This window comes from Denitraticella aggregata (assembly GCF_048158365.1).
Lineage (GTDB): Bacteria > Pseudomonadota > Gammaproteobacteria > Burkholderiales > Rhodocyclaceae > Azoarcus_F.
The window spans coordinates 64,219-78,600 of sequence record NZ_JBLLNL010000011.1 but is presented as its reverse complement, the minus strand read 5'-3'; the positions used below and the strand labels follow the sequence as shown (position 1 = coordinate 78,600).

General features: G+C 63.8%; 14 protein-coding genes. 6 read left to right on the top strand and 8 right to left on the bottom strand.

The features are described 5' to 3' along the window. Positions 1-263: 263 nt before the first annotated feature. Together wrbA and ACKVEX_RS13515 are read left to right on the top strand one after the other, a co-directional pair. On the top strand, positions 264-863 hold the full coding sequence (gene wrbA, locus ACKVEX_RS13520; protein WP_473216260.1) for an NAD(P)H:quinone oxidoreductase: 600 nt from the start codon (positions 264-266) through the stop codon (positions 861-863). Beyond that, positions 860-1,210, top strand: a complete 351-nt coding sequence (locus ACKVEX_RS13515) for a DUF2069 domain-containing protein (RefSeq protein ID WP_473216259.1) — start codon at positions 860-862, stop codon at positions 1,208-1,210. Before wrbA ends, ACKVEX_RS13515 begins: the two co-directional genes overlap by 4 nt. Positions 1,211-1,294: 84 nt before the next feature. On the opposite strand, the gene ACKVEX_RS13510 is transcribed toward ACKVEX_RS13515, so the two are convergent. Further along, positions 1,295-2,830: a 2-isopropylmalate synthase gene (locus tag ACKVEX_RS13510; protein ID WP_473216258.1), complete on the bottom strand. Its 1,536-nt coding sequence runs from the start codon at positions 2,828-2,830 to the stop codon at positions 1,295-1,297. A 427-nt stretch (positions 2,831-3,257) separates the two neighbouring features. Here ACKVEX_RS13510 and ACKVEX_RS13505 point away from each other — a divergent pair, with 427 nt between their 5' ends. After that, positions 3,258-5,312, top strand: coding sequence for an LTA synthase family protein (locus tag ACKVEX_RS13505; RefSeq protein ID WP_473216257.1), 2,055 nt, complete (start codon positions 3,258-3,260; stop codon positions 5,310-5,312). Positions 5,313-5,513: 201 nt separating this feature from the next. On the opposite strand, the gene ACKVEX_RS13500 is transcribed toward ACKVEX_RS13505, so the two are convergent. From ACKVEX_RS13500 to ACKVEX_RS13470, 7 genes are all read right to left on the bottom strand, one after another. After that, positions 5,514-6,200, bottom strand: coding sequence for a class I SAM-dependent methyltransferase (locus ACKVEX_RS13500; RefSeq protein WP_473216256.1), 687 nt, complete (start codon positions 6,198-6,200; stop codon positions 5,514-5,516). A gap of 58 nt (positions 6,201-6,258) precedes the next feature. Beyond that, on the bottom strand, positions 6,259-7,590 hold the full coding sequence (locus ACKVEX_RS13495; protein WP_473216255.1) for a sensor histidine kinase: 1,332 nt from the start codon (positions 7,588-7,590) through the stop codon (positions 6,259-6,261). Between the two features lie 98 nt (positions 7,591-7,688). Beyond that, a complete protein-coding gene (locus tag ACKVEX_RS13490; RefSeq protein WP_473216254.1) occupies positions 7,689-8,420 on the bottom strand; it encodes a response regulator transcription factor in 732 nt (243 codons plus the stop codon). A 20-nt stretch (positions 8,421-8,440) separates the two neighbouring features. Then, positions 8,441-9,211 carry a CDP-diacylglycerol--serine O-phosphatidyltransferase gene (pssA, locus tag ACKVEX_RS13485; protein ID WP_473216253.1) on the bottom strand — a complete coding sequence of 257 codons (771 nt, stop codon included), beginning with the start codon at positions 9,209-9,211 and terminating at the stop codon, positions 8,441-8,443. A 259-nt stretch (positions 9,212-9,470) separates the two neighbouring features. After that, positions 9,471-10,487 carry a ketol-acid reductoisomerase gene (ilvC, locus tag ACKVEX_RS13480; protein WP_473216252.1) on the bottom strand — a complete coding sequence of 339 codons (1,017 nt, stop codon included), beginning with the start codon at positions 10,485-10,487 and terminating at the stop codon, positions 9,471-9,473. A gap of 63 nt (positions 10,488-10,550) precedes the next feature. Beyond that, positions 10,551-11,042 (bottom strand): acetolactate synthase small subunit, encoded by a 492-nt coding sequence (gene ilvN, locus ACKVEX_RS13475; protein ID WP_473216251.1) that lies wholly within the window; start codon positions 11,040-11,042, stop codon positions 10,551-10,553. 145 nt (positions 11,043-11,187) lie between these two features. Next, the gene (locus tag ACKVEX_RS13470) at positions 11,188-12,897 is read right to left on the bottom strand and encodes an acetolactate synthase 3 catalytic subunit (protein WP_473216250.1); all 1,710 of its coding nucleotides are present in this window, start codon (positions 12,895-12,897) and stop codon (positions 11,188-11,190) included. Positions 12,898-13,073: 176 nt separating this feature from the next. Between ACKVEX_RS13470 and ACKVEX_RS13465 the strand changes: the two genes are divergently transcribed. The 3 genes from ACKVEX_RS13465 to ACKVEX_RS13455 are packed head-to-tail and all read left to right on the top strand — an operon-like array spanning position 13,074 to position 14,319. Further along, a complete protein-coding gene (locus tag ACKVEX_RS13465) occupies positions 13,074-13,571 on the top strand; it encodes an RNA polymerase sigma factor (protein ID WP_473216249.1) in 498 nt (165 codons plus the stop codon). Beyond that, positions 13,568-13,948, top strand: a complete 381-nt coding sequence (locus ACKVEX_RS13460) for a DUF3619 family protein (protein ID WP_473216248.1) — start codon at positions 13,568-13,570, stop codon at positions 13,946-13,948. The genes ACKVEX_RS13465 and ACKVEX_RS13460 overlap by 4 nt, the downstream gene beginning before the upstream one ends. After that, the gene (locus ACKVEX_RS13455) at positions 13,921-14,319 is read left to right on the top strand and encodes a DUF3106 domain-containing protein (protein WP_473216247.1); all 399 of its coding nucleotides are present in this window, start codon (positions 13,921-13,923) and stop codon (positions 14,317-14,319) included. Before ACKVEX_RS13460 ends, ACKVEX_RS13455 begins: the two co-directional genes overlap by 28 nt. Positions 14,320-14,382: the final 63 nt, after the last annotated feature.

Sequence of the window (14,382 nt, the reverse complement as noted above, 5' to 3'; positions counted from 1 at the left end):
CGGCTCCGACGGCCACTCGCGCTGCCGCTGTAAGGCTCGCTTCGCTGCGATCCCTGAACTCGCGCTTCGCGCTCAAACAACAGGGATCGCGGCCGCTACGCTCGCCAACAGCGGCATGCGCTCGGGCCGAGTCGCCGCGAGGCCGACGGTCATCTCCGGCTCGCGGTCCAGCGGCTCACGCGACAGCTCTTCGCGCGGCTGCGCCCCGGGCGAGAGGGTGGGCCGCGTATAATGCCATTCCGGCATTTACGACATGGTTCCACATGAAGGAAATCCTGATTCTGTACTACAGCCATCGCGGCTCGGTGCGCGCGCTGGCAGAAGAGGTGGCGCGGGGCGTGCATCAGGTGCCCGGGGCGGCGGCGCGGGTGCGCACCGTGCCGCGGGTGTCGACCGTGTGCGAGGCGGTGGAGGACGACATTCCCGCGGCCGGGCCGCCCTATGCCGAGGTCCGGGACCTGGAGGAGTGCGTCGGCCTGGTCGTCGGGAGTCCGACCCGCTTCGGCAACATGGCGGCACCGATGAAGTATTTTCTGGACGGCCTGGCGGGGGCCTGGGTGAATGGCACGCTCATCGGCAAGCCGGCCGGCGTGTTTACGTCGACTTCGAGCCTGCATGGAGGCCAGGAATCCACGCTGCTGTCGATGATGCTGCCCTTGCTGCATCACGGTGCGCTGATCGTCGGGTTGCCATATACCGAGCCCGACCTGAACTCGACCCGTAGCGGCGGCACACCCTATGGTGCGAGCCATGTGGCGGGTGTAGACGGGAATCCGCGGCTCACCGACGAGGAGCGTCGGCTTGCGGTCGCGCTGGGCAAGCGGGTCGCCGAGACCGCACTACGACTGGCGGGATCGAAATGACGCCTCGTACCTTGGCGAATATCTCGAGCGTGCTGCTGATCGCGCTGATCGTGCTGTGCGTGGTGTGGGAAGGGTGGTTGGCGCCGCTGCGGCCGGGTGGTTCCTGGATGATCCTGAAGGCGCTGCCGCTGATGGCGGCCTTGTTCGGCGTGCTGCGCGGTCGTCGCTACACCTATCAGTGGCTGTCGATGCTGATCCTGCTCTATTTCACCGAAGGCGTCGTCCGGGCATTCGACCCCGGCCTGACCGGTGCGCTGGCCCTCATCGAAGCGGTGCTGGCCACTGCGTTGTTCGTCTGTGCGTTGCTGTTCTCGCGCATGACCGCGCCGTCGCGCCAAAAGGCCTGATCGGGTCGCAAGTGCAGCCACAAAAAGACCCGGGTGAGTGGTCTCCGCCCGGGTCTTCGCATGATCAGGCGCTTCCGAGGCCGGTCAGACTTGCGGGTTCAGGCGTTCCAGATTGCCGTGGAGCTTGTTCAGCGCATTGATGTAGGCCTTTGCGGAGGCGACGATGATGTCGGTGTCCGCACCCTGACCGTTGACGATGCGGCCGTCCTTGGCCAGACGGACCGTCACCTCGCCCTGGGCGTCGGTGCCGGTGGTGATCGCATTGACCGAATACAGCATCAGTTCGGTGCCGCTCGTCGCGACCGATTCGATCGCCTTGAAGGCGGCATCGACCGGGCCCGAGCCTTGCGCGCTGACGCGCGTCTCCTTGCCGCCGGCCAGCAGTGTGAGTTGCGCTTCCGGCCTCTCGCCCGTCTCGGAATGGAAGCGTGACGAAATCAGCCGGTAATGTTCCTCTTCGGGTGTCACGATCTCGTCGCTCATCATCGCATGCAGGTCTTCGTCGAAGATCTCGTGCTTCTTGTCGGCCAGCTCCTTGAAATGCGCGAACGCGTGGTTCAGATGATCTTCCGATTCGACGACGATACCGAGTTCCTGAAGACGGCTGCGAAACGCGTTGCGTCCGGAATGCTTGCCGAGCACCAGCTTGTTCGCGCCCCAGCCGACGTCCTCGGCCCGCATGATCTCGTAGGTTTCACGATGCTTGAGCACGCCGTCCTGATGGATGCCGGACTCGTGGGAGAACGCGTTGGCGCCGACGATGGCCTTGTTGGGCTGAACCGGGAAGCCGGTCACACCGGACACGAGCTTGGAGGCCGGCACGATCTGCGTGGTGTCGATGCGCGTGTCGCACTGGAACACGTCACGCCGGGTGCGCACGGCCATCACGATCTCCTCGAGCGCCGCATTGCCGGCGCGTTCGCCCAGGCCGTTGATCGTGCATTCGACCTGGCGTGCGCCGCTGAGCACCGCGGCCAGCGAGTTTGCCACCGCGAGACCGAGGTCGTTGTGGCAATGGACCGACCAGACCACCTGGTCCGAGTTGGGTACGCGCTCGATCAACTGACGAATGGTGCCGGCGAACTGGTCAGGGACGTTGTAGCCGACCGTGTCGGGCACGTTGATCGTGGTCGCGCCGGCCTTGATCACTGCCTCGAAGATGCGGCACAGGAAGTCAAGTTCGGAGCGACCGGCATCTTCGGCCGAGAACTCGATGTCGTCGGTGTATTCCCTGGCCCAGCCGATCGCCTTGACCGCCTGCTCGACGACCTGGTCCGGCGTCATGCGCAGCTTTTTCTCCATGTGGATCGGGCTGGTCGCGATGAAGGTGTGGATGCGTCCGAGGGCTGCGGGCCGGATCGCTTCACCCGCGCGCCGGACGTCGTTTTCGTTGGCGCGCGCGAGCCCGCAGACGGTCGATTCCTTGATGCCGTCGGCGATTGCGCGTACCGACTCGAAATCACCATTGGAGGCGGCGGGGAAGCCCGCCTCGATCACGTCGACCCGCATGCGCTCGAGCTGGCGGGCGATGCGCAGCTTCTCGTCGCGCGTCATCGAGGCGCCGGGGCTTTGCTCGCCGTCGCGCAAGGTGGTATCGAAAATGATCAAGTGGTCTTTCATCGCTGTCTCCTGCTGGGGTTTCGGATCGGGGGCGTGGGTGTGTGCTGCGGATACATGTATGCCACCGGCGGCCGGCGCAGGTGGCATGAACGAACTAGGGAGGTGTGTGTGTTTTTAGCGCGCGGGGCGCAGCAGCGGGCCGAGGGGCAGCAGGCTCGCCGGGAGGAGGAACGTAACGAGGGGGTTGTTGCGTTCGAAGATCATGTTCGGACTATAAACCGGCATTTCGTGCAAATGCAAGGCGAAATCTGATTGGATCGCGCTATCTGCGCGATTGCGAACCCGTAGCGGCGAAACGTAACGGTCTGAAAGGGGGCTCAGCACGCGACGGATCGGCGGCCTCTTCACCTGCTGTTCACGTTGAATGCGCTATAAGGCTGCACGCGATACGCGGCGTTTATTGGAAATTGGACAGCATATGGTTCAGGTGAAGATCGATTCAGCGGGTGATTCGTCCGCGGCGGGGCGAGGGCTTGGTCGCATCCGGCGGGGCCTGGCGCGTTTGGGACCCTATGCGCCCGTCGCATACCTCTACCTGATCGGCTTGTTATTGCTGTCGCTGTCCCGGATCGGACTGGTCCTGTGGCAGTCCGAACGTGTGCTTGCCGCTGGCGTGTGGACGGACATCCTGCTCCAGGGCGTGCGGGTGGACCTGATTCAACTGGGACTGCTGGCTGTGCCGCTGTTGCTGGTGTTGCCTCTGCTCGGAAATCGCTTCGGCTGGCGTGCATGGCGGATGTTCAGCTTTCTGTGGGTGGTTGCGGCCATCGTGCTGCTGGCCTTCCTCGAGGTGGCCACCCCGGGTTTCATCCTGGAATACGATACCCGTCCCGATCGCCTGTTCATCGAGTACCTGAAGTATCCGGACGAAGTGGCGACGATGCTATGGACCGGGTTTCGCTGGCATGTCGTGGCCGGCGTGCTGCTTACGGTCGCGGTGGCGGCACTGGTGGTGCGTACGCTGCGCCCGTGGCTGGTCCAGCCGTCGGCCTGGTCTGTCGTTCGCGTGCTGCTCGTATGGCCACTCGTGGTGGTGCTGGTCGCACTGGGGGTGCGGTCTTCGCTGGATCACCGGCCGGCCAACCCGGCGATGTTCGCGATCACCACCGATGGACTGGTCAATGCGCTCATCCTCAACTCGACCTGGTCGGTTGCGCATGCAATCTACGGACTCAAGAACGAGAACCGCTCGAGCGAGATCTACGGACGGCTGACCGATGCCGAGATCATGCGGGAGGTCCAGACGGTGCGTGCGACGCATGCGGACCTGCGCGAAACGGCGGGGTCGCCGCAACTGCCTACGTTGACCCATCAGGCGCCGGATCAGGGCGGGGCGCGTCGGCTCAACCTGGTGATCATTCTGGAGGAGAGCCTCGGGGCGACCTTCGTCGAATCGCTCGGTGGCGTGGGTGTCACGCCGGAACTCGAAAAGCTGAAGCATCAGGGCTGGTGGTTCGAGCGCCTGTTCGCGACCGGCACCCGCTCGGTACGCGGAATCGAGGCGGTGCTGAGCGGATTCCCTCCCACCCCGGCGCAGAGCGTGGTCAAACTGTCGCTCGCACAGAAAGGGTTCTTCACGCTGGCCAGCCTGCTCGGTACGCAGGGATACTTCAGCGAGTTCATCTACGGCGGGGAGTCGCATTTCGACAACATGCGCGGTTTCTTTCTGGGCAACGGCTTCGCTTCGGTGATCGATCAGAACGACTACAAGGATCCGAAGTTCAAGGGAAACTGGGGTGTATCGGACGAGGATCTGTTCGACATGACGCATGCGCGACTCGAGGCGCGCCATGCCGCGGAACAGCCGTCCTTCACCTTCGTGTTCACATCGTCCAACCATTCGCCGTTCGAGTTTCCCGACGGGCGCATCGAGTTGCATGACCCGGATAAGGCGACCGAGAACAATGCGGTCAAATATGCCGATTACGCGCTTGGACGTTTCTTCGAGCGGGCGCGCGCGAGCGCCTACTGGCAGGACACCGTATTTCTGGTCGTCGCTGACCATGACATCCGCGTCCGGGGAGACAGCCTCGTGCCGGTGGAGCGCTTTCATATCCCGGGCCTGATTCTGGGGGCCGGCATCGAGGCGAGACGCATCGGGACGGTCGCCAGCCAGATCGACCTGGCACCGACACTGCTGTCGCTGATCGGCGTGGAGGCGGACCATCCGATGATCGGCCGTGATCTGACCCGCGAGCCGGAAGGGCTGCCCGGCCGGGCGATGATGCAGTATCAGGATCACTACGCGTGGATGGAAGGGGACGAGGTCGTCGTGCTGAGGCCCGAAAAAGCGCCCACGCATGCGCGCTACGACTTCGAGCGCAAGCGACTGGAGACGGCTGAGGCGCCGGTGGCCGAAGCCGGGATCGAGCAGCGCGCGCTGGCCCATGTGCTGCTCCCGGCGTGGCTGTATCGCGAGCAGCGGTATCGCTTGCCGGATACGGCACAGCGGATCACCGCGGTGCCCGCCGATGTGCGCTGACGCGACGACGGCGACGTGCTGATCGCCCGGCGCGCCGGAGTCGGATGGTGCAATCCGTAAGCGGTGCGAAACGCCGCGTGGCCTCGACGGTCTGTCGTCCAACGGGGACGAGAAACACATACGCCGCCCATCGGGCGGCGTCGTTCATGCGGCGGCCGGTTCAGGAGTGCAGACCGGTACGCGCCGGGACTGAATCGGGTTTCAGCGATCCGTGCGACGCAGCACATAGGTGCGCCACATCGCGTAAAGCGGAATGAAATCGATGCGTGCCCGAATGTCGAAACCGCTGTCGCGAAACTCCTGTTCGACCTGAGCGGCCGGCAGCACGAAGCGATTCTGATAGCCCTTGTGCGCGCGACGGGCCCGGTCACGCTCGAGACGTCTGCGTTTGAATGCCTTGTAGTTGCCGTCTACCCACAGCGACAGAATCAGGCTGTCGCGCGTCACGCGGTGGAATTCCGACAGCATGGCCAGGCGGTGCCCGGCTTCGCCGATGTGGTGCATCAGGCGCATGCTGAAAACGCAATCCACCGATTGATCGGACAGATCGATGTCGAAGGCGGACGTCTGCAGCGTGCGCACGCGCGTGTCGATCAGTGACGGATGCGCGGCACGTGCGACCTCGAGCATGCCTGCCGAGTTGTCGGCCGCAATGATGACCCTGTTGGGCTGCTCGGCCAGCAACGGCCAGAAGCGCCCGGCTCCGCACGGAAGATCGAGCACCAGGGTCGGATCACCCGCGATGTGCAGAGCCTTGCGGCCGATCTGCACGTCACGCATGTGCGACAGGCGCCGCGCCAAGCCGTCGCGATGCTTGGCGAAGTAGGCCTGTGCATGGGTCTGGTCGTATTTGTCGGAGAACGGAAGCTGAACGGGAGCGTTGGGCATGGTGGGCTCATTGAAATCGATGAGCCCCGAAGGTATGTGAGTATGGGTGATGCCCGTGTCAGCGCAAGGTCAACGGAACGTGAAGATCGCGCTCGCCGGCCGCTTTGCCCAGTTCGACGCGAAAGGTGCAGCCTGTGTCGGGGCCGGATTCGAGTCGGAGCTGCCAGCCCTGACTCTCGCAGACGCGCTGGACCAGCGACAGGCCGATGCCGATGCCGTCGCCACGCTGACGGTCGCCTCGCACGAAGGGCTTGAACATGTCTTCCCGCGCTGCCGACGGGATGCCGACGCCGGAGTCGATGACGCTGAAGGTGCTGCACCCGAGCACCACGCGGACGAAACCCCGATCGGTGTAGTGCAGCGCGTTGCGCACCAGATTGGCCATCACCGCGCGCAGGGGCGCGGCGGCAAAGCGGCTGTCGTCTTCCGCATCGAGGACCAGCTCGAAGTCGAGTCCCCGCGCATCGGCCTCGTCACGCCAGGACGGATACAGCTCATTTGCCAGCGCGGTCAGTGTCGTTTCGGAATCGGACGCCGGGTGGCCACCTGGGCGGTCGTGCGTGTCGCGGGCGAGCCGGAGCAGGGTGTCCACCACACCCCTCATTTCTTCACAGGCCTTGGCGATACGCTCCAGCTGGCGCCGACCGGGATCCGATGGCCCGGATCGCGCGAGCAGCAGTTCGCAGGAGCTGGCGATCACCATCAACGGCGTGCGCAGTTCATGGCTGACATCGCTGGTGAACAGGCGCTCGCGTTCCAGGCTCGCGAGCAGGCGACCGAGCGTCGCGTCGAAGGCTGCTGCGAGCTTGCCGACCTCGTCGTCTGCGTAATCGGGGGCGAGTCGCGGCGCCAGCGGCAGCAGTTGCTCGCGGTTCTGGACCTGTCCGGACAGGCGCACCACCGGGGCGATCACCCTGCGTGCGAGCAGGCGACCCAGCAACCACGCGAACAGGACGCAGATCAGGAAGCCGGCGAACACGATCATCTGCAGCATGTTCTCGCGCCGTTCGAAATCGCGCTGATCGAGAACCAGCACGTAGCGTGCGTCGTCGGTGTGGTCGCGCACCAATATGTGCAATGCGAAGTCTCCACGTTCGTATTCGTGAAAACCCGGTCCGAGCTCTTGCAGGTGAGGCGGCAGATGTTTCGTCTGACCGGCCGCGACGCGATGCAGTTCGAGATCCGGGCCGAGGTTGAGGACGCGATCTGCATCCGTATCGCGCTCCGACAGGATGAAGTCCAGCTGCCGATTCATCGAGTCCGACATCAGACGAAGCTCGACATAGTCGACCGCGAGTTTGACCGTCGCCGAGAAGAGTCCTGCCACTGCGATCGTCATCAGTACGAATGCGAGGACGATGCGGTGCGTGAGCCGGTAGCGCGAGCTCATGTCAGCACCCGATCGACCCGCGGCAGGGTGTCACCGGACTGTGCCGATCGCGCACGCCCGCAACGTCGGCAGGATTGTGCAGCCATCCGAACCCAGGCTCACGGCTCGCGCTGCCCATCGGGCACCGGGTTCGTGCGCCGGGACGCGTGAGCGAGAGCCGGGTCCGCCGCGAGCCGATAGCCTACGCCACGTACCGTGTGCAGGAGAGGCTGGGAGAATCCCTTGTCGATCTGTTGGCGCAGCGCGTGGATATGGCTTCGCAGACTGTCGCTGTCGGGCGGGTCCTCGCCCCACAGTTCGTGCTCGAGCGCTTCCCGGCGAACGACCGCAGGGCTCTTCTGCATCAGGATGGCGAGGAGCTTCAGCCCGATCGGACTCACGTTGATCGTCCGCCCGGTACGCCTGATCTCGAGCGTGTCCAGGTCGTAGCTCAGGTCGCCCACCGCCAGCATGCGTTTGCCGCCGCCGCGGCTGCGCTTCAGGATCGCCTCGATCCGCGCCGCCAGTTCGGACATTGCGAACGGTTTGGTCAGATAGTCATCGGCGCCGGCGCCGAACCCGTCGAGCCGGTCATCGAGCGCATCACGTGCGGTCAGCATGATCACCGGGATCGTACTGCGCTCGCCCTCGCGCAGCTTTCTGCACAGCGTGAAACCGTCCATGCCGGGTAGCATCACGTCGAGCACGATCAGGTCGTAATCGCCGGTGGCCGCAAGATGCAGGCCGCTCAGGCCGTCTCGTGCGCAATCGACCGTGTAGCCCTTGAGCTCCAGATAGTCGGTGAGATTGGTGAGGATGTCGCGGTTGTCCTCGATGACGAGCAGACGCATGCCTTCGCCGTATCGCTGGTTCAGGTCTCGCCTTCGGTGCCGGACGACGGCGGCGGGCCTTGAGGTGGCCCGGAACGCCTGCGTCTCAACCAGCGCCAGACGAGAATGACGTAGCCTGACAGAGCATAGGCCAGGAACAGCGCGAACAGAACGCCCGGTGGATAACTCGATACGAGCGCAAAGGCGAGCACGACTGCGATCACGACGAAGAAGGGCACGCTCTTGCGCAGATTGATGTCCTTGCCGCTCCAGAACAGCACGTTGCTGACCATGGACAGTCCGGCAAAGATGGTCAGGAACAATGCGAGCCAGCTGACCTCCTCGCCGGTGATGCCGTTATCGATGACGACCCACACCATGCCTCCCACCAGGGCCGCGGCGGCCGGACTGGGCAGTCCCTGGAAGAAGCGTTTGTCCACCGTCGCGATGTTGGTGTTGAAGCGGGCCAGTCGCAATGCCGCGCCGGCGCAGAAGATGAAGGCCGCCACCCAGCCGAGCTTACCGAGATCCTTGAGGGCCCATTCGTACATCACCAGTGCCGGGGCCACGCCGAAGGACACCATGTCGGACAGCGAATCGTACTCGGCGCCGAACTCGCTCTGCGTGTTGGTCAGGCGGGCGACGCGCCCGTCGAGTCCGTCGAGCACCATCGCAACGAAGATCGCGACCGCGGCGTATTCGAAACGGCCGTGCATGGCCTGCACGATGGCGTAGAAACCGGCGAACAGCGCCGCGGTGGTGAACAGGTTGGGAAGAATGTAGATGCCCCGATGGCGCTTCTCCGGGGACATCGGGGCAGGCATCCTTCGGTCTACACGTTCTTTACTCATGCCGGGATTCTACCGCATGCGCAGCGGCGTATTCGTCCGCCGCGGTGGATCTCGCGGCCCAGGCGATTGCGCACCGCATGTCCAGGCCTGGAAGCGGTGCGAGCCACGGATACGGTGCAAGCCTGGTTCAGGCGCCGCCTGGCGTCTTGCTGCGCTCCCACCCGGTGTGCGAACACCTCTGTGGGAGCGGCACGAGGCGCGAACGGGGCGCCGAGCGAGCTCAGTTCTTGGACTGATCGACCAGCTTGTTCTTGCTGATCCAGGGCATCATGTCGCGCAGCTTGGCACCGACGATCTCGATGTCGTGGGCCGCGTTCAGACGACGGCGCGCGGTCATGGACGGGTAGTTGGTCCTGCCTTCCTGGATGAACTGCTTCGCGTATTCACCGCTCTGGATGCGCTTCAGGGCGACCCGCATCGCGTCGCGGCAGCTTTCGTTGATCACTTCCGGGCCGGTCACGTACTCGCCGTACTCGGCATTGTTCGAGATCGAGTAGTTCATGTTGGCGATGCCGCCCTCGTACATCAGGTCGACGATCAGCTTCAACTCGTGCAGGCATTCGAAGTAGGCCATTTCCGGCGCGTAGCCGGCTTCGGTCAGGGTCTCGAAGCCCATCTTGACCAGTTCGACCGCGCCGCCGCACAACACGGCCTGCTCGCCGAAAAGGTCGGTCTCGGTCTCCTCACGGAAGTTGGTCTCGATCACGCCGCCCTTGGTGCCACCGTTGGCCGCGGCATAGGACAGCGCGATGTCGCGTGCCTTGCCGGACTTGTCCTGATGGACCGCGATCAGGGTCGGCACGCCGCCACCCTTCAGGTATTCGGAGCGGACGGTATGGCCCGGACCCTTGGGGGCGATCATGATCACGTCGAGGTCGTCGCGTGGCACGACCTGGTTGTAATGCACGTTGAACCCGTGGGCAAAGGCCAGCACTGCGCCGTTCTTGATGTTGGGCTCGACCTCTTGCTTATACACCTGCGGGATGTTCTCGTCCGGCAACAGGATCATGACGACGTCCGCGCCCTTGACTGCCTTGCCGATCTCTTCGACCTTGAGGCCGGCGCTCTTGGCCTTGTTCCAGGACGAGCCGTCCTTGCGCAGGCCAACAGTGACCTTGACGCCGGATTCGTTCAGGTTCTGAGCGTGGGCGTGGCCCTGCGAGCCGTAGCCGACGATGGTGACCGTCTTGCCCTTGATCAGGGACAGATCGGCGTCCTTGTCGTAATAGACTTTCATGTGTGTCCTCGTTTGGATGGAGTGGTTATTGGCTAGGGTCGCCCGTCGGATCGAAGGCTACCGCTAGATCTTCAGAACCCGGTCGCCCCGGCCGACGCCGCAGACACCGGAACGAACGGTTTCAAGAATGAGCTCGGTGCCGATCGCGCCGATGAAGGCGTCGAGCTTGGCCTGGTTGCCGGTGAGTTCGATGACATAGGAAGCGTCGGTGACATCGATGATCCGCGCACGGAAGATTTCGGTCATGCGCTTCATCTCCTCGCGATCCTTGCCGGTCGCACGGACCTTGACCAGCATCAGCTCGCGTTCGATGTGGGCCGATTCGGAGATGTCGACCACCTTGATCACTTCGACCAGCTTGTTCAGTTGCTTCGAGATCTGTTCGATGATGTCGTCCGAGCCGATGGTGACGATGCTCATGCGCGACATCGAGGTATCCTCGGTCGGCGCCACCGTCAACGACTCGATATTGTAACCGCGTGCGGAAAACAGGCCGGACACGCGTGACAGCGCACCTGACTCGTTCTCGATCAGCAAGGAAATGACGTGTCTCATGGCGTACTCGTACAGGGTTTGTTGCGGACCGCGGTTCCTGCATGAGCGGATTGCCGAAGGCCGGCAACCGCCGCGACGGGCGGCGATGAGCGCCCGCCGCAGGCCGCGACAAGCGTCATGCCGCGGCCTGCAGAAGAAAGCGGGGTTAGAGGTCCTCGGCCGACAGGATCATTTCGGTCAGACCCTTGCCACCCTGGACCATCGGATACACGTTCTCGGTCTGGTCGACCTGAAAGTCCAGGAACACCAGATCGTTCTTGCGGGCGAATGCTTCGCGCAACGCACCTTCTACATCGCCCGGCCTTTCGATCTTCAGCCCGACATGGCCGTAGGATTCGGCCAGCTTGGCGAAGTCGGGCAGGGAGTCCATGTAGGACTCCGAGTAGCGGGCGCCGTGGAAGATCTGCTGCCACTGCCGCACCATGCCGAGATAGCGGTTGTTCAGGTTGCAGATCTTGATCGGCAGACGGAACTGCTTGCAGGTCGACAGTTCCTGTATGCACATCTGGATCGACGCCTCGCCCGTGATGCACGCGACCTGAGAGCCCGGGTGCGCGAGCTGCGCGCCCATCGCATAGGGCAGGCCGACACCCATGGTTCCGAGACCGCCCGAGTTCAGCCAGCGACGCGGCTTGTCGAAACGGTAGTACTGGGCCGCCCACATCTGGTGCTGTCCCACGTCGGAGGTCACGAAGGCGTCGCCACCGGTGACTTCCCACAGCTTCTGCACGACGTACTGCGGCTTGATGATCTCGTCCGAGTTCTTGTACTGCATGCAGTCGCGACGACGCCATTCCTCGACCTGCTTCCACCAGGTGCCCAGTGAATCTGGATCCGGGCGGGTGGCGGCGGCTTCGATCTGCCGAATCATCTCCTCGAGCACGTCGCGCACGTTGCCGACGATGGGGACATCGACCTTGACGCGCTTGGAAATCGACGACGGGTCGATGTCGATGTGAATGATCTTGCGCGGTTCCTCGGCGAAATGTGCCGGGTTGCCGATCACGCGATCATCGAATCGCGCGCCGATCGCGAGCAGCACGTCGCAGAAATGCATCGACATGTTGGCTTCGTAGGTGCCATGCATGCCCGGCATGCCGAGATATTGACGGTCGCTCGCCGGATAGGCACCGAGGCCCATCAGCGTGTTCGTGATCGGGAAGCCGAGCAGGCGGGTCAGGCGGGTCAGTTGTTCGGACGCGTCCGACAGGATCACGCCACCACCGGTGTAGATCATCGGGCGACGCGCTTCCAGCAGCAATTGCACCGCCTTGCGGATCTGCCCCTGGTGACCCTTGATCACCGGGTTGTACGAGCGCATCTGCACCGATTGCGGGTAGTCGAACTCGCATTTGTGCATCGACACGTCCTTGGGGATGTCGACCAGCACCGGGCCGGGGCGGCCGGTCCGGGCGAGATGGAAGGCCTTCTTCATCGTCGACGCGATGTCCTTCACGTCGCGCACCAGGAAGTTGTGTTTCACGCACGGACGTGTGATGCCGACGGTGTCGACCTCCTGGAACGCATCCTGACCGATCGCGGCGGTGGGCACCTGACCAGAGATGATGACCATCGGGATCGAGTCGCAGTACGCGGTGGCGATACCGGTGACCGCGTTGGTCGCGCCCGGGCCGGATGTCACCAGGGCGACGCCGACCGTTTCGGTCGAGCGCGCGAAACCGTCGGCCGCATGCACCGCCGCCTGCTCGTGCCGAACCAGCACATGACGAACCTGTTCCTGGTTGAAGAGCGCGTCGTAGATGAACAGCACGGCACCACCCGGATAGCCGAACACGTATTCAACCTTTTCTTCCTGCAGGCACCTGACTACAATTTCGGCTCCGCTCAGCACCATTGCGTACTCGCTCTCATACAGATTGCAAACGACGAACGTTACCGCTCGCACGCCGTTTGGTCAAGGCTGACCCTGCCAGCGGGGATCTGACATTTGAAGGACAACAGTAACTGGCCTCCAGAGGGGAACTCTCCGCTTTTCTCGAGGGCATCGAAAAGCGCGCATTCAGGCAGGCGATGTTTTCGCTGAGAAACGAGGATGCCGCGCTGGATGCGGTGCAGGACGCGATGATCAAGTTGTCGGTCAGTTACGGCGCGCGTCCTGCGGCGGAGTTTCCGATGCTTTTTCACCGCATTCTGCGCAATGTCGTCACCGATTCGCTGCGCAGGCAGAAGGTGCGGAACAAGTGGGTCAGTCTTTTTTCCAGCCTCGTTCGCGACCATGACGACGGCGACGACCCGCTCGACGCGTGGACTTCCGAGTCCTCTGCCGAGCAGTCGCCGACGCCGGAGACACTGCACGAGCAGTCGAGACTGCTCGGTCTGATCGAGCATGAGATCGGGCGCCTGCCCGCCCGTCAACGGGAGGCCTTCCTGATGCGTTACTGGGAGGAAATGGACATCGCCGAGACCGCTGCGGCGATGGGCTGTTCGGAGGGCAGCGTCAAGACGCATTGCTCGCGGGCGACACAGACGCTGGCCGCCGCGCTCAGGGCGAAGGGGATTTCACTATGAATGAGATGGCATTCGGACTGAAGGTTGCGGAGCACCTGTCGGCGTCGACCCGGCAGCTCGATGAAGACATCCTCCGGCGCCTGTATTCGGCTCGCGCGCGTGCACTCGAGTTGCAGTGCCCGAAGGGACTGGTGGCGCGATTGACCGGCAATGGCCTGGGTTTGCGGCTGCGTCAGGCACTTTTTCCGCAGCTTCGGTCGGTGGCGCTGGCGATGGCCCTGGTCGGCGTGTTCATCATCGGCGATCACTGGGCGACGCTGTCCAGGGTCGAGGCGGTGCAGCAGGTCGACGCCGCGTTGTTGATCGACGATCTGCCGATCGAGGCTTATCTGGATCCGGAATTCAGGGTATGGCTGGCGCGCGGTTCAAGTTCCTGATTCTGATGCTATGCATGATCGTGGCCGGCTCGGTGCAGTTCGCACGGGCAGATGACAGCTGGGCGCGGCTCGGCGAAGCCCAGCGCAGCCTGCTCGCGCCACTGGCCAACGATTGGCCAGGGATGAGTGAAGCGCAACGCCAGCAGTGGATCGGAGCCGTCGAAGGTTTCGAGCGGCTTACGCCCGAGGAGCAGGCCCGGATCCGCACGAGGCTTCGTGAATGGGCGGAGCTCAGTCCGGAGCAGCGCCAGCGGGCGCGCGACCAGTACCGCGCGTTGCGCAACATTCCGTCCGATCAGCGAGAGCGTCTTCAACAGGAGTGGCAGCGCTATCGATCCTTGCCGCCGGAGCAACGTCGCCCCGAACGCTGATGGCCGGGTGGTTATCGGACTTGCGCCTTCCGGCCCGGACCGCCTATCCTCCGCGCTTTTCAA

What these genes read in the sequence shown, in the direction of transcription:
- ACKVEX_RS13490 (WP_473216254.1), bottom strand. Translation starts at nt 8,420, where the DNA reads ATGCGTCTGCTCGTCATCGAGGACAACCGCGACATCCTCACCAATCTC.
- ACKVEX_RS13455 (WP_473216247.1), top strand. Translation starts at nt 13,921, where the DNA reads ATGGCTGGCGCGCGGTTCAAGTTCCTGATTCTGATGCTATGCATGATC.
- ACKVEX_RS13500 (WP_473216256.1), bottom strand. Translation starts at nt 6,200, where the DNA reads ATGCCCAACGCTCCCGTTCAGCTTCCGTTCTCCGACAAATACGACCAG.
- ACKVEX_RS13495 (WP_473216255.1), bottom strand. Translation starts at nt 7,590, where the DNA reads ATGAGCTCGCGCTACCGGCTCACGCACCGCATCGTCCTCGCATTCGTA.
- ilvC (WP_473216252.1), bottom strand. Translation starts at nt 10,487, where the DNA reads ATGAAAGTCTATTACGACAAGGACGCCGATCTGTCCCTGATCAAGGGC.
- ACKVEX_RS13465 (WP_473216249.1), top strand. Translation starts at nt 13,074, where the DNA reads ATGTTTTCGCTGAGAAACGAGGATGCCGCGCTGGATGCGGTGCAGGAC.
- ACKVEX_RS13510 (WP_473216258.1), bottom strand. Translation starts at nt 2,830, where the DNA reads ATGAAAGACCACTTGATCATTTTCGATACCACCTTGCGCGACGGCGAG.
- ACKVEX_RS13515 (WP_473216259.1), top strand. Translation starts at nt 860, where the DNA reads ATGACGCCTCGTACCTTGGCGAATATCTCGAGCGTGCTGCTGATCGCG.
- ilvN (WP_473216251.1), bottom strand. Translation starts at nt 11,042, where the DNA reads ATGAGACACGTCATTTCCTTGCTGATCGAGAACGAGTCAGGTGCGCTG.
- pssA (WP_473216253.1), bottom strand. Translation starts at nt 9,211, where the DNA reads ATGTCCCCGGAGAAGCGCCATCGGGGCATCTACATTCTTCCCAACCTG.
- ACKVEX_RS13470 (WP_473216250.1), bottom strand. Translation starts at nt 12,897, where the DNA reads ATGGTGCTGAGCGGAGCCGAAATTGTAGTCAGGTGCCTGCAGGAAGAA.
- ACKVEX_RS13460 (WP_473216248.1), top strand. Translation starts at nt 13,568, where the DNA reads ATGAATGAGATGGCATTCGGACTGAAGGTTGCGGAGCACCTGTCGGCG.
- wrbA (WP_473216260.1), top strand. Translation starts at nt 264, where the DNA reads ATGAAGGAAATCCTGATTCTGTACTACAGCCATCGCGGCTCGGTGCGC.